The organism is Bacillus sp. JKS001846, from assembly GCF_900176455.1.
Taxonomy (GTDB): Bacteria; Bacillota; Bacilli; order Bacillales; family Bacillaceae_G; genus Bacillus_A; species Bacillus_A cereus.
Window position 1 is genome coordinate 5,398,653 of the sequence record NZ_FWYG01000001.1, and the last position, 14,646, is coordinate 5,413,298.

Genomic DNA, 14,646 nt, shown 5'->3' on the forward strand with positions numbered 1-14,646 from the left:
CTCGCCTCCTTACAGACTTGCTTTTTTTGTATGATAGTCTGTTGCTTGCTCAAACGCATGTGCAACGCGGTAAATTGTCGCTTCATCGAAGTGTTTACCAATGATTTGTAGACCAAGTGGCATGTTGTTAGCACCGAATCCACATGGAACAGAAATCGCTGGAACACCCGCTAAGTTTACTGGGATTGTTAAAATGTCATTTGCATACATTGTCATTGGATCATCAACTTTTTCGCCCACTTTAAATGCCGGAGTTGGCGTTGTTGGTCCAATAATAACATCATAGTTAGCAAATACATTTTCAAAGTCGTTTTTAATTAATGTACGTACTTGTTGTGCTTTCTTGTAATATGCATCATAGTAACCAGAGCTAAGCGCAAATGTACCAAGCATAATACGACGTTTAACTTCATCACCGAAACCTTCACTACGTGTGTTTTTGTAAAGATCTAATAAGTTATTTACATTATCAGAACGAACACCGTAACGCACGCCATCAAAGCGTGAAAGGTTCGCAGATGCTTCAGAAGAAGATAGTAAGTAATACGTTGCTAGAGCGTATTTAGAGTGTGGAAGCGATACTTCCTCCCAAGTTGCGCCCATACCTTCTAATACTTTTAAAGCAGCTAGTACTGACTCACGAGCTTCTTCGCCAACACCTTCGCCTAAGTATTCTTTCGGTACAGCAATGCGTAAACCTTTAACATCGCCTGTTAAACCAGCTAAATAGTTTCCAACTTCAACGTTTGCAGAAGTTGCATCCATGCGGTCAATACCTGAAATAGCTTGTAATAAGTATGCATTGTCTTCTACTGTACGTGTAATCGGTCCGATTTGGTCAAGTGAAGATGCGAATGCTACTAATCCGTAACGAGATACGCGTCCATAAGTTGGTTTTAAACCTACAACACCGCAATATGCAGCTGGCTGACGGATAGAACCACCCGTATCAGAACCTAGAGAGAATAGTACTTCTCCTGCTGCTACAGCTGCTGCAGAACCACCACTAGATCCGCCCGGAACGTAATCTAAGTTCCATGGGTTTTTCGTAGCGTAGAATCCTGAGTTTTCATTTGAAGAACCCATTGCGAACTCGTCCATGTTTAATTTACCGATTGTAATTGTGTCAGCAGCTTTTAGCTTTTGCACAACTGTCGCATCATAAATTGGATCGAAGTTTGCTAACATTTTGCTCGCACAAGTTGTACGAAGACCGTTAGTTACAATGTTATCTTTTACACCAATTGGCATACCGAATAATAAACCATTATCTTCAGCGCCGATTTTTGCATCTAATTCTTTCGCTTTTGCGCGTGCATTTTCTTCATCTAATGTAAGAAAAGCTTTTACGTTATCTTCAACATCCGCAATACGTTTGTAAGATTCTTCTACTAAATCCGTAACGGAAATTTCTTTGTTGTTTAACTTCTTATGTAACTCTGATACTGAATGATCAAATAATGACATCGAAATTCCCCTCCTCTATTCTAATACTGCTGGAACACGGATTTGATTATCTTTGTGATCCGGTGCATTTTTTAATACTTCTTCGACTGGTAAACCTTTTTCTGGTACATCTTCACGCATAACATTTTTCATAGTTAATACATGAGTTGTTGGTTTTACATCTGTTGTATCTAATTCATTTAACTGTTCTGCAAATGTAACAATTGCATCTAGTTGTTTTTGAAATTTTTCTGCTTCTTGATCAGTAATTGCAAGACGTGCTAAATGTGCTACGTGCTTTACATTCTCAACGGAAATTCTTGACACGGCTAGGCCACCTCCATAATATATCGTTCAATCTACAATACTATTGATGATACCAAATTTTCAGTACTTCAAGCAAGTCAACACAGAGTACTTACGCCATTTTTACATAAAAAAAGAAAGGCAAATGCCTTTCTTTACAATTTACTCTTTATCTAACGGTTTATTTTTCGGAAATCTCTCGTTATCTTCTTCATTATCACGAATTGTTTTTTGTAATACAAAACAAGACATCGTTAAAAATAATGTTCCAATTAAATAGTATCCTTTTACACTAAGCGTTTCATCTAACGTATAAATCCCAATTAGCATACCTGAAATCGCACAAACAAATGAAGTCCATGCTAAAAACGTGAACGCTTGCGTATTACGTCTTCTCATCGTTCTCCCCCTCGTTAGCTGCATACCCATTATAGATAAGTATATTTACCATGATGGATTTTTATGTAAATTCTCGTTTTATATTTATAAATCTATCATAAAAGAATACTATTTTAAAGAAAGTTTTCTGCCTAATCTGAAAAAACAATTAAAATCATTGACAATTATTTCTATTCTACATAAAATAAAAATAAATATTACGAACCTCGAAATATACGGGAGTGGAATTAATTGTTGCAATATGAACATTTTTTAGACTTACTGCTAGATAACGCCAAGAAACTTTTCTATCCTGAAGAATGGGTAAGCCTAGATTTAACACTTTCTAAAACAGAAGTATTTTGTTTACTTTGGATGGAACGAAATACAGATATTACAATGACGAAAATTGCTGATCTTCTTGATATACCGATGAGTACAACAACGGGCGTTGTAAATCGCCTTGTAAAAAAGGGATATATTGAACGCTACCGTGATGAAAATGACCGACGTATTGTATTAATTCGGTTAACAGAAAACGGCGTAATGCTCGTTCAAGAAGTAAAACAAAATGCGGCCCATTACTTTAGCTTAGTAACAGAAGCATTATCAGAAGAAGAAAAAGCATTCTTACTACAAATCTTCCAAAAAATCATGAATCACATCGCTACGTCACAGCAAAAAACAGAAGAAAAGATTTCTACACCTAAAATGAAAAACATTCCGATTGAATAAAACCCTATCTGGGTTTTTATTCAACCATTTACTTCGACACTCGTAATATTCGACATTCGAAACAAAGGGGATATGAATGATGAGAATTATCTTGTATACAGGTAAAGGCGGCGTAGGAAAAACTAGCATTTCAGCAGCAACAGCAATTCAAAGTGCGAAACAAGGATTAAAAACATTAGTAATGAGCACAGATCCTGCTCATAGTTTAGGAGATTCATTTGGTATAAAGCTATCTTCTGAACCACTAGAAATTCGTGAAAATTTGTGGGCACAAGAAATTAATACGATTTATGAAATGAAAAAAGGCTGGGGAAAATTACAGAAATATATTACACTACTCTTCACTTCTAAAGCAGCTGATGATATTACAACAGAAGAATTAACGATGTTTCCCGGTATGGAAGATTTAATTAGCCTACTTCGCGTACTCGATTATTATAAGCAAGACACATATGATGTTATCATTATTGATTGTGCCCCTACAGGAGAAACATTAGCAATGCTAAGCTTTCCAGACATGCTCGGCTGGTGGATGGAAAAATTATTTCCTATTAAAAGAAAAGTTTTAAAAGTCGTTCGTCCTGTAGCTCAACCACTCCTTGGTGTCCCTCTTCCAACCGACGATATTATGGACGAATTAACAAGTACACTTGAACAGCTCGGAGAAATGAGAGATATTTTATCAAATCGAGAAGTAACAAGTATCCGCATCGTTGTAAATCCTGAAAAAATGGTCATTAAAGAAGCCCAGCGCAGCTTTACTTATTTGAATTTATACGATTATAACGTAGATGCCATTATGATTAACCGCGTCATCCCTAACACTGTCACCGATCCTTATTTTCAGGCATGGAAAGATACACAGAAGAAATATAAAACATTAATTAAAGATAGTTTTCAACCCCTTCCTATTTACGAAGCTCCAATGTTTGAACAAGAAGTTGTTGGTTTGTCTATGTTAGAACGTGTAGGAGATTCTTTATTTAAAACTGATCATTCCCCTACAGAAGTAAAATTTAACGGGCGCACTCAATATGTAAAAAAGGATGGCGATGAGTATATTTTCGTTCTGTCCATTCCCTTCTCAAACAAAAGTGAACTTTCCTTAAATCAAAAAGGTGATGAACTTATTATTCGAGCGGGTTCTGTTAAACGGAACATCACGTTACCAAAAACATTAACACACCTTTCTATTCAAGGAGCAAAATTTGAAGAAGATGTACTAAATATTCGGTTTGGAGGTGTAGTACATGCATGAGGAATTACTACGAAGGGTAATTCGTACAAAAGTAAAAGTCGGGATGCATATATTAGAAGAGCTACCTAATCCAATCCAACAATCAGCTAAGCAAATATTAAATATTTTACAAGAGGAACTAGCTGCTTATCTGAAAGAACGAGAGCATCATGAAGTTAATTTAAAAAATATCATAATTGAATAACCATCTCTGTATAGAGGGCCTTTTTTTAGGCTTTCTATACTTTATTGGAGTGATGTAAATTGATGAAAAAACATTCCACTACTATATTCTGGATCATTCCCTTATTATTTTTCATTCATAACCTTGAAGAAGCTTTCCAAATGCCACAATACCTTGCTAATCAATTTTCAATCCGTCTTATAACTAGCCAACAATTTTTCATCGCCATTTCCGTATTAACAATCTTTGTATTACTTATCGTCTTTCTATATCAACTTAACTTCTTGTCTTCTATATGCTGGATTATTTTTATACAAGGGGCCATCTTCTTCAACTCTGTTCAACATATTATTTTGTTTTTCATTTATCGCTCTTATAACCCCGGCGTAATATCAGCATTTTTCATTACTCTCTTTTCTATTTTCTTTTTTTTATCAAAAAAACACTTAATTCATCCAAAGCAATTCGTAATTACACTCCTTTTCAGCTTATTTTCTTATCCCATTATAATTTGGATCACCTTACTGTTCGCTAGCTACTTTCATTCATAAAAAAAAGACCAGGAAAATTCCTGGTCTATCACTCTACTTAACAAACATTGGATTCTATGTTATACAAAATTGGAAGGTACAGAATTAGGGTTTGTTTGTTAAGTTTATATGTTGAACGAACTAACAGCGGAGGGGTTCCTTCTGTTAGTCCATTAAACCCAATGATTATTTTACGATTTTTTCAAGCTCATCAAGTGAAAGATCTACTGAAATGGAACCATCATTTGTTTCTTTCTTAATTGCGTCTGTTACTTCTTTTGAATGATATAGTTCAATTACTTTTTTCAATGTTGGATCATCTTTATCTTTCTTACGAGCTGCAAAAATATTAATATATGGCTTTGCATTTTCATTCTTTGGATCTTCTAAGAAAATAGGATCCTTCGCTGGATCTAATCCAGCTTGACCAGCAACACCGTTATTAATAACTGATGCCGCTACATCTTTTAACACACGAGGTGTTTGCTGTGCGATAACCGGTGTAATTTTTAATTTCTTCGGATTTTCAGCAATACCACTTGGATCTCCAAATAGACCAAAGTCTTTTTTAAGCTTTAATAATCCAGCTGCATCAAGAAGTTTTAATGCCCGTGCTTGGTTCGTTGGATCGTTTGGAATTGCAATTTCTGAACCATCTGGGATTTCATTTGCTTTCTTATATTTTTCAGAGTATAAACCCATTGGCGCAATTTGCGTTGTACCAACAGCTGTAATATCTAACTTATGCTCTTTTTTAAATTGCTCTAAGAAAGCAATATGCTGGAATGAGTTTAATTCAATATCTCCATCAGCTAACGCTTTATTTGGCGTTGTGTAATCAGAGAACTCGACCAGTTTAATCTTAATCCCTTCTTTTTCAGCTTTTTTCTTCAAAATTTCCCAAGCGTCTCCATCCGTTCCAGTTACACCGACGCGAACTACTTTTTCTTTCGCTCCTGCACCCGTGTCTCCACTTGAGCAGCCGCTTAATGCTGAGACTCCTACAATCGCTGATAATGCAAATGCTAAAATTTTCTTCATTTTCTTTTCCTCTCTTCCTTTTTATGATCTGCGTAACAAGACTTTCGCAAAGTAGTTTCCTAAATTTTGAGCTATCTGTACGAGAATGATAAGTAACACGACCGTTACGAACATAACTGATGTATCAAAACGTTGATAACCATATGTCATTGCCAAGTCACCAAGACCGCCACCACCGACAAGCCCAGCAACTGCAGAGAATTCAATTAAACCAACTGTCATAAATGTGACACCTAAGATTAATGGTGCTAACGCTTCTGGTACAAGGATTTCAAAAACAATTCTAATTGGTGAGGCGCCCATTGCTTGCGCTGCTTCAATTACTCCTTTCGGAACGGAAACAAGGTTTGTTTCAACCATTCTAGCAATACCAATTGATGCGACTAACGTCATCGGGAAAATTGCCGCTGCTGTTCCAATCGTCGTTCCGATAACACTTCTTGTTAGTGGACTTAAGGCTACTAAAAAGATAATGAATGGTACCGGACGAATTGTATTAATTATGATGTTAAGAATAGAAAAGACCCATTTATTTTCTAAAAAGTTTCCTTTTCTCGTTACATATAAAAGTAAACCTAGAGGTATACCCAGAATTGTAGCGAATATAAGGGTTACAATTACCATTAAGAGGGTATCCCACGTCGCATCTAGTATGCGCGGCCAAAATATACTCCAATCAACTCGCATGAGCTTCTACCTCCTTCAGCTGCACTTGCAGTCTTAGATGTTGTAATGCTTTTTGAATTTCCCTCTGCTCACCTTGCAACTCTACAAGAAGATTTCCAAATAGCACATTTTGAAGTTCAATAATATTTCCGTACAGTACATTTACATCGACGTTATAGTTTTTTGCGATATATGATAGTACCGGCTGTCCTGTCTCCTCACCAGTAAATGTTAGACGATAAATTTGACCACCATTTTGAATTTTCGCTAGAACACTTTCCGGTAAATGATCATTAATGACAGAACGTACAAAGTTTTGAGTCGTCTTTGTTTTTGGTTGCGTGAAAACATCAAACAGTTTTCCTTCTTCAATAACTTTCCCCTTCTCCATTACAGCTACACGGTGACAAATTTCTTTCACAACATGCATTTCATGTGTAATAAGAAGAATTGTTAAATTGTATTCTCGATTTACTTTCTTTAATAAGTTTAGAATTTCTGTCGTCGTTTCTGGATCTAAGGCTGATGTTGCCTCATCACATATAAGAATATCTGGCGATGTCGCAAGTGCTCTAGCAATGCCCACACGCTGCTTTTGCCCACCTGATAGCTGCTCTGGATAATAGTTTGCTTTATCTTCTAACCCTACAAACTTCAGCAGTTCATTTACTCTTTCTTTTATCTCATTCTTTGGTACTTTCGCTAACTTTAATGGATAAGCAATATTTCCAAATACTGTTCTTGAATTAAATAAATTAAAACTTTGAAAAATCATTCCGATTCTTTGTCTTAGTTTACGCAATTCTTTCGTCGATAATGATGTAATATCTTTATCATCTATTGAAATCGTTCCTGCCGTCGGTCTCTCTAACATATTTACTAAGCGTAATAACGTACTCTTTCCAGCGCCACTAAAACCGATAATGCCAAAAATTTCGCCTTTCTCAACTGATAATGTTACATCCTCCACCGCATGAACAGATTGGCCAGCTGATTCATACACTTTACTTACATTGGTAAAAGAAATCATTTTTTCCCCTCCTATATGCTGTAAAAACTTGAAGCAGAGCTTTCGAGGTAAAATAAAAAGTGCCCTCCTTCTTATCAACCATAAAGATAAGAAGGAGAGCACTTATATGTACTCGTTCACATCTTCTCATCTTCCAAGCCTTTATATGGCTTGCTGGAGTTAGCACGGTATTAAAAAAACCCGTTGCTGAGGTATCGTAGGGCCAGTCCCTCCACCTCTCTGGATAAGAATGTATCGATTTAATTGTCGTTTAATTAATTCTCATTATAGAACTCAGAATAATAAGAGTCAATACATTTTTTAGAAAAATATTAATTATTCCTTTATTAAAATTTTCAGATGAATATTCATCTGAAAAATAGTAACTTTCAAGGTTATTTAAAATTCTTCTTCCTCATATTTTTAAACAGGAGAATCCTCTCTACGAATTGAATAAATTTATTTGAATATGAAACTCGGAGGAAGATAAATATATGAAAACAGCTCTTTTACTCGTCGATATTCAAAACGATTATTTTCCAAATGGAAAGATGGAATTGCGTAATCCAGTAGAAGCAAGCGAATATGCTAATCAGTTATTACAACAATTTAGAACAAACAGCGAACCTATTTTTCATATCCAACACGTAGCTATAAAAGATGACGCTACTTTTTTCCTACCTAATACAGAAGGTGTACATATTCACGAAAGCGTACGTCCACTTAGAGAAGAAACAGTTATAGTCAAACATTATCCAAATAGCTTCCGAGAAACTAATCTTCTAGAGCAATTAAAACGTTTTAATATTGAACATGTCGTTGTATGCGGGATGATGACTCATATGTGTATCGATGCAACAGTAAGGGCTGCATTCGATTTTGGCTTTCAATGTACCGTTATACATGACGCTTGTGCTACAAAAGACCTTTCTTTTAAGAACGCTACTATACCAGCTGTTTATATTCACAATACAATTTTAGCTAGTTTAAATGGCGTATATGCAAATGTAATAAGCACGCAAGAATTTTTAGCTACATAAAAAAACACTCCTTTCAGTGAGCAAAACCGAAAGGAGTGTTCCTTGTCGAACCATAGATTTTCTTTCAAATTGTATTATACAGGAAATTCTCAAAATGAATACTAAAAAATATGACTAATAAGTCAACTTTTCTCATTATTTTATTTCTGTTTACATGTTTATCCCGCTATTAATAGGTTTTAGCTCATTCTCTTCGAACGACGGTAATATATGGGGTTTCAATTTTAAAAGGAGCTCTTCACATTCTGTGAAGAGCTCCTCTACTATTTCTTATAAAGTTTCAGAAGTAGTTTTTGCTTGCATGTGAAGTGCTAAATAATCAGGTCCACCAGCTTTAGAGTCTGTACCAGACATGTTAAAGCCACCGAATGGCTGGTAACCTACGATTGCACCAGTACATCCACGGTTGAAGTATAAGTTACCAACGTGGAAGTCTTCGCGTGCTTTTTCAATATGGTCACGGTTGTTAGTAATAACAGCACCTGTTAAACCGTATTCCGTATTGTTTGCAATTGCAAGTGCATGATCGAAGTCTTTCGCTTTACAGAATGCTACTACTGGTCCGAAGATTTCTTCTTTCATTAAGCGAGCATCTTCTGCAACGTCAGCAACGATTGTTGGTTGGATGAACCAGCCTTTAGAATCGTCTCCTTCGCCACCTGCTAAGATTCTACCTTCTTCTTTACCAATTGCAACATAGCTCATTACTTTATCAAATGCAGCTTGGTCATTAACAGGACCCATGTTTGTACCTAATACTGCTGGGTTAGCAACTGTTAATTCTTTTGTTAATTCAACAGCACGATTTAATACGTGATCGTATACATCTTCATGGATTACTGCACGAGAACATGCAGAACATTTTTGTCCTGAGAATCCGAATGCTGATGCAACGATAGACTTAGCTGCTAATTCAAGATCTGCTTCTTTATCAACAACGATTGTGTCTTTACCGCCCATTTCAGCGATAACGCGTTTTAACCAAATTTGTCCTGGGTTTACTTTCGCTGCACGCTCATAGATGCGGATACCTACATCACGAGATCCCGTGAAGCTTACGAAACGTGTACGAGGATGATCTACTAAGTAGTCACCAACTTCAGAACCGTTACCTGGAACGAAGTTTACTACGCCAGCTGGTAAGCCAGCTTCTTCTAATACTTCCATAAATTTCGCTGCTACTACAGGAGTTGTACTAGCTGGTTTTAGTAATACTGTGTTACCAGAAACTAAAGCAGCTGTTGTCATACCTGCCATAATTGCGAATGGGAAGTTCCAAGGAGAAATGATAACACCTACTCCTAATGGAATGTAAGAGAAACGATTATATTCAATTGGACGGCTTTCTACTGGAATACCGTCTTTTAATTTTAACATTTGACGACCATAATATTCCATAAAGTCGATTGCTTCTGCTGTATCAGCATCTGCCTCATTCCATGGCTTACCTGCTTCTTTTACAAGAATAGCAGAGAATTCATGTTTTCTGCGACGAACGATTGCTGCAGCACGGAATAAAATGTCTGCACGCATTTCTGGCTTTGATTTTCTCCAAGTTTGGAATGTTTCATCCGCTACTTGCATTGCTTTTTCAGCTAACTCACGGCTTGCTTTTGAAACACGACCAACAAGTTCCTCTTTATTTGCAGGGTTTACAGAAACAATTTTGTCTTCTGTAGTGATTTTTTCTCCCCCAATAATTAATGGATAGTCTTGTCCAAGATAAGATTCTACTTTCTTTAAACCTTCTTCAAACGCTAATTTGTTAGCCTCCACTGAAAAATCTGTAAATGGCTCATGTTTGTATGCTACTACCATTTTTTTTAGCCTCCCCTTAGAAAAACGTTTACATTTTACAACATTATTCTACACGATAATTTAGATTTATTCAAATATTCCTAGACTTATATTTTAAAAATTAATAAATTTTTAAAATATAATAAAAAAAAGAGATTCATACATGCGTATGAATCTACAAAATATGAGTATATTCCAAAACATTTTTCCCGATCAATAATATAGTAACTAATAAAAATAAAGTCCTTACATATCCAACACCTTTTTGAACCGCAAACTTCGATCCAAAATAAGCACCTAAGATCATTGATAATCCCATGATAATACCGTATTCAAAATGAATTATGTCTAAGAATAAAAAAGTAATTAAAGATACAATATTACTAACAAAGTTCAAAAGTTTTCCAGATGCTGCCGCTTGAATAAAATCCAAGCCAATTAATAAAAATGCAAAAATTAAAAACGACCCTGTCCCTGGTCCAAAAAACCCATCATAAAATCCTATCATTAAAATAGCAAAGAAAAATATTAATGTTTTTCTTTGCGTCATCTTCTTATAGGTAGACACACTTCCCCAATTCTTTTTTGCAATAATATAAATAGCAATAAATACCAACATTACAAGTACTAATGGGCGTAAAATATCCGATGGAATAAATTTTACTACTAAAGCACCTGCAACAGCTCCAACAATAGTTAACGGGATTAACTTTCCTACAATTTTAAAATCAACTTTTCCTGATCGAATGAAATACATCGCACTCGTAAACGTCCCCATTGTTGCCGCTAATTTATTCGTTGCAATTGCCGAAGCTGGCGATAGGCCAACAAACATAAGTGCAGGAAGCGAAATTAACCCTCCTCCTCCAACAACGGAATCAATAAAAGCTGCTAAAAAACCGAATGCAATTAATAAAATAATGACTTGAAAACTTAATTCTTCCATGAGCTTTACCCCTCACCCCTATTTTTTACAACATTTTAAATTATAACAAAATTACATAAGAAAAAAAGCTGTTCCATAGAGGAACAGCCTTCATATTTAATCTAAAATTTTCACAAGTGGTTCATCTTGTTTTGCTTCACGTATAATAATAGCTTCTGGGCGTTCTACAGATTTAATCGTTACTTGTACTTTCATATAATTCGGGAAGTATTCCATAACAAGCCCTGCCACATATTGTGTAAAACCAACTATTTCCGCTTTTCCATTAAACTGGACAGGAATATCAAGCTTCATTTCTCTTAATTCATCATCTCTATACATACCAGTACCAATAACAGCTGTATAGTCGCCTTGGAAATAATCGCTTAGTTTTGCCTTAAAGTTGGATACTCTTGCAAGATCTTCACGTTTATTATCTGTTTTCGCTTGCTCTGATGGGAACAAATAATATTTTTCATTAATTTGTTTCCAATCTTCAACCGTTTCACTACCTTTTTCGACATTTGCATAAGAAACAAAATTACCTGGCACGAGCGAAGACTTTGGAGCTTGGCGATAAATCGCAAATGTTATCGGAATATTTTTTGTTTCAGGTTCTTTTTGATGTATGACTTTCAAAATTTCTTGCGCCATTTTTTTCCCTTCAGCTAACATCTTTTCATCTGGGATTGCAGCTTCACGTGGGTAACCATGCTCTTCGTTAAAATATTGAACAGAATTCATCGCTAATCCAACTACCATACCAACACGTTCCTCGCCGTTATCGCCTTTTTTCACATAATAATCATGCTCTAAAATATTTGAAATATATATTGGATTTTTTTTATTTTTCACTTCTAGTGATTCGGATCCTGTTCCTAATGCAGGATTTAATCCTATATTTGGAAATTTAACTGCATCTTTTTTTAATTTTTCCTCTAGTTCCTTTTGTTCAGCATCTGTACGTTTTCTTTTAACAAGCATCTGTATAGTTTGAGTATCTAGAGCTTTTCCGCCTTTTAAAAAATTATCTTTCGTACTAAATGATTCTTTTGCAATTCGCATTAATCCTGTTTCAAATTCATCTATATCAAGGCGACTATTTAACCCTTGCACCACTAAACCACGTGCCTTTCCACCATCAAATGGAATAGTCGTCTTATAATATTCATCCGAAATAGCGTATTTTGGAACAACTGATTGTTCTTTTGCTTTCCCCGATTTCCCAGCCACTTTTTCATCTTTGTCGGCACCTGCACTACACCCACTTACAAGTAGGCCAAGGCTTAATACCGCTAATGCTATTTTTTTCATGGTAAGTTTGCACCTCTTACTTATTTAGCTCTTGTAAGAACCTCTCTTCATTCCAAACCTCAACATTATGTTTCTCCGCTTGTGCTAATTTCGAACCAGCTGCTTCACCTGCAACAACTAAATCCGTACTCTTACTAACACTTCCTGTTACTTTTCCACCTAATGCCTCAATCTTCTTCTTCGCTTCACTTCGTCCCATAACTTCTAGCTTACCTGTTAAAACAACCGTTTTTCCTGCGAAGTAAGATTCAACATTTTGTAAATCTGCAATTTTTATACCTTTGTATGTCATATTCACGCCATACTCTTTAAACTGCTGTAATAACTCTAATACATCTTCATTATCAAAATATGTCACAACAGATTGAGCCATTTTTTCGCCAATTTCATTAATTGCTTTTAGTTCTTCTTCCGTTGCTTTTACAAGCTCATCCATCGTTTCAAAGTGCTCTGCAAATGTACGTGCTGCTTTTGCTCCAACGTGGCGAATTCCAAGACCAAATAATAATCGCTCTAACGAGTTTTCTTTAGAATTTTCAATTGCTTGTATTAAGTTTGTTGCTGATTTTTCACCAAAACGTTCTAACTGTAATAATTGCTCTTTCGTCAATGCATATAAATCAGCAAATGTACGAATGTAATCAGCATCAAAGAGTTGTGTAATGACACGTTCTCCAAGTCCATCAATATTCATTGCATTTCTTGAAACGAAATGGATTAACCCTTCTCGAATTTGAGCAGGACAAGTTGGATTTATACAACGAAGTGCTACTTCTTCTTCTAAACGAACAAGTTCACTCTCACATGCTGGACAATGAGTTGGCATGCGGTATTCTTCTTCCTCACCAGTACGCTTATCAAAAATAACGTTCACAACTTCAGGAATAATATCTCCAGCCTTCTTCACAACAACGTAGTCACCAATTCGAATGTCTTTTTCACGAATTAAATCTTCGTTATGTAAAGAAGCACGACGAACAATCGTACCAGCAACTCTCACTGGCTCTAGTTCTGCAGTCGGTGTTACAACCCCTGTTCGGCCAACACTTAATTCAATGCCTGTTAATCTCGTTACAACTTCTTCAGCCGGAAATTTATAAGCAATCGCCCACCTTGGACTCTTCGCTGTAGTTCCTAGACTTTCTTGAAGAGCAACATCATCTACTTTTATAACGATTCCATCAATCTCATAATCAAGATGCGGACGTTTTTCTTGCCATTCTTCTACATAAGCTATAACTTCTTCAATTGTTTCACATGTACGGCGATTTGGATTTGTCTTAAATCCAAGTTCACCTAAGAAATCCAGCGATTCACTATGTGATGAAATTGTTTTTTCTTCTACATTCGCAAGACCATACACAAACATAGATAAGTTACGCTTCGCTGCAATTTTCGGATCAAGTTGACGTATTGAACCTGCTGCTGCATTACGCGGATTCGCAAATACATCTTCTCCATTTTGCTCTTTTTCTTCATTTAGTTTAACGAATGAACGCTTCGGCATATAAGCTTCGCCTCTTGCTTCTAACGTTACTTCTTCATTTAAACGAAGTGGGATAGCTTTAATCGTTTTTAAATTTTGAGTAATATCTTCACCTGTTACACCATCACCACGTGTCGCCCCTTGAATGAAGCGTCCTTTTTCATAATGAAGCGAAACGGCAAGCCCGTCAATTTTTAATTCACATATATATCTTACATTCGCACCATCAATTCCTTGACGTACTCTTCTGTCGAAATCACGTAAATCTCCTTCGTTAAATGCATTTCCTAAACTTAACATTGGTGACTTATGTGTTACTTTTTCAAATATATCAAGAACAGTCCCCCCAACGCGAACGGAGGGAGAATCTTCACTCATAAACTCTGGGTTCTCTGCTTCTAATTTTATAAGCTCCTGCATATTACGGTCATATTCCGCATCAGAAACAGAAGGATTGTCTAATACGTGATATTGATAGTTAAATGTATTTAACAAGTCACGTAATTCTTCTATACGTTTTTTTACTATCTCTTTTGACATATCCTCATTCCT

Annotated in this window: 15 protein-coding genes and 1 riboswitch; of the genes, 5 read left to right on the plus strand and 10 right to left on the minus strand. The window is 35.9% G+C overall.

All coding sequences use genetic code 11. The features are described 5' to 3' along the window. Positions 1–9: 9 nt before the first annotated feature. The 3 genes from gatA to B9A45_RS28650 form a co-directional block, all read right to left on the minus strand. Entirely contained in the window at positions 10–1,467 is a 1,458-nt protein-coding gene (gene gatA, locus B9A45_RS28640) for an Asp-tRNA(Asn)/Glu-tRNA(Gln) amidotransferase subunit GatA (RefSeq protein ID WP_000051441.1), read from the minus strand. Positions 1,468–1,482: 15 nt separating this feature from the next. Continuing rightward, a complete protein-coding gene (gene gatC / locus B9A45_RS28645; protein WP_000086999.1) occupies positions 1,483–1,773 on the minus strand; it encodes an Asp-tRNA(Asn)/Glu-tRNA(Gln) amidotransferase subunit GatC in 291 nt (96 codons plus the stop codon). 141 nt (positions 1,774–1,914) lie between these two features. Continuing rightward, positions 1,915–2,151 carry a YiaA/YiaB family inner membrane protein gene (locus tag B9A45_RS28650; RefSeq protein ID WP_001254391.1) on the minus strand — a complete coding sequence of 79 codons (237 nt, stop codon included), beginning with the start codon at positions 2,149–2,151 and terminating at the stop codon, positions 1,915–1,917. Between the two features lie 231 nt (positions 2,152–2,382). Between B9A45_RS28650 and B9A45_RS28655 the strand changes: the two genes are divergently transcribed. The 4 genes from B9A45_RS28655 (at position 2,383) to B9A45_RS28670 (ending at position 4,837) form a co-directional block, all read left to right on the plus strand. Continuing rightward, entirely contained in the window at positions 2,383–2,865 is a 483-nt protein-coding gene (locus B9A45_RS28655; RefSeq protein WP_000942481.1) for a MarR family winged helix-turn-helix transcriptional regulator, read from the plus strand. 76 nt (positions 2,866–2,941) lie between these two features. Next, a complete protein-coding gene (locus B9A45_RS28660; protein ID WP_084065571.1) occupies positions 2,942–4,123 on the plus strand; it encodes an ArsA family ATPase in 1,182 nt (393 codons plus the stop codon). Next, entirely contained in the window at positions 4,116–4,307 is a 192-nt protein-coding gene (locus B9A45_RS28665) for a DUF3926 domain-containing protein (RefSeq protein ID WP_000544105.1), read from the plus strand. Before B9A45_RS28660 ends, B9A45_RS28665 begins: the two co-directional genes overlap by 8 nt. Positions 4,308–4,369: 62 nt before the next feature. Further along, positions 4,370–4,837: an HXXEE domain-containing protein gene (locus B9A45_RS28670; protein WP_001986283.1), complete on the plus strand. Its 468-nt coding sequence runs from the start codon at positions 4,370–4,372 to the stop codon at positions 4,835–4,837. A gap of 165 nt (positions 4,838–5,002) precedes the next feature. Here the strand turns inward: B9A45_RS28670 and B9A45_RS28675 are convergent, their stop codons facing one another. Genes B9A45_RS28675 through B9A45_RS28685 form a run of 3 tightly spaced genes read right to left on the minus strand, consistent with a single transcriptional unit; the run spans position 5,003 to position 7,553 of the window. Further along, positions 5,003–5,857: a MetQ/NlpA family ABC transporter substrate-binding protein gene (locus tag B9A45_RS28675; protein ID WP_000721594.1), complete on the minus strand. Its 855-nt coding sequence runs from the start codon at positions 5,855–5,857 to the stop codon at positions 5,003–5,005. A gap of 21 nt (positions 5,858–5,878) precedes the next feature. Next, positions 5,879–6,544 carry a methionine ABC transporter permease gene (locus B9A45_RS28680; protein ID WP_084065572.1) on the minus strand — a complete coding sequence of 222 codons (666 nt, stop codon included), beginning with the start codon at positions 6,542–6,544 and terminating at the stop codon, positions 5,879–5,881. Continuing rightward, complete coding sequence (locus B9A45_RS28685) at positions 6,534–7,553, minus strand: methionine ABC transporter ATP-binding protein (protein ID WP_000623013.1); 1,020 nt, start codon at positions 7,551–7,553, stop codon at positions 6,534–6,536. The genes B9A45_RS28680 and B9A45_RS28685 overlap by 11 nt, the downstream gene beginning before the upstream one ends. A gap of 123 nt (positions 7,554–7,676) precedes the next feature. Continuing rightward, positions 7,677–7,783: riboswitch (SAM riboswitch) on the minus strand. 243 nt (positions 7,784–8,026) lie between these two features. Here B9A45_RS28685 and B9A45_RS28690 point away from each other — a divergent pair. Further along, positions 8,027–8,572: a cysteine hydrolase family protein gene (locus B9A45_RS28690; protein ID WP_000844914.1), complete on the plus strand. Its 546-nt coding sequence runs from the start codon at positions 8,027–8,029 to the stop codon at positions 8,570–8,572. Between the two features lie 270 nt (positions 8,573–8,842). Here the strand turns inward: B9A45_RS28690 and pruA are convergent, their stop codons facing one another. The 4 genes from pruA to ligA all read right to left on the minus strand — a co-directional run bounded on the left by pruA (position 8,843) and on the right by ligA (position 14,634). Beyond that, entirely contained in the window at positions 8,843–10,390 is a 1,548-nt protein-coding gene (gene pruA / locus B9A45_RS28695) for an L-glutamate gamma-semialdehyde dehydrogenase (protein WP_000259555.1), read from the minus strand. Between the two features lie 154 nt (positions 10,391–10,544). After that, positions 10,545–11,315 (minus strand): TSUP family transporter, encoded by a 771-nt coding sequence (locus B9A45_RS28700; protein ID WP_000391975.1) that lies wholly within the window; start codon positions 11,313–11,315, stop codon positions 10,545–10,547. 96 nt (positions 11,316–11,411) lie between these two features. After that, the gene (locus B9A45_RS28705; RefSeq protein WP_000717034.1) at positions 11,412–12,608 is read right to left on the minus strand and encodes a CamS family sex pheromone protein; all 1,197 of its coding nucleotides are present in this window, start codon (positions 12,606–12,608) and stop codon (positions 11,412–11,414) included. A 16-nt stretch (positions 12,609–12,624) separates the two neighbouring features. Next, on the minus strand, positions 12,625–14,634 hold the full coding sequence (ligA, locus tag B9A45_RS28710) for an NAD-dependent DNA ligase LigA (RefSeq protein WP_000031613.1): 2,010 nt from the start codon (positions 14,632–14,634) through the stop codon (positions 12,625–12,627). Positions 14,635–14,646 lie beyond the last annotated feature (12 nt).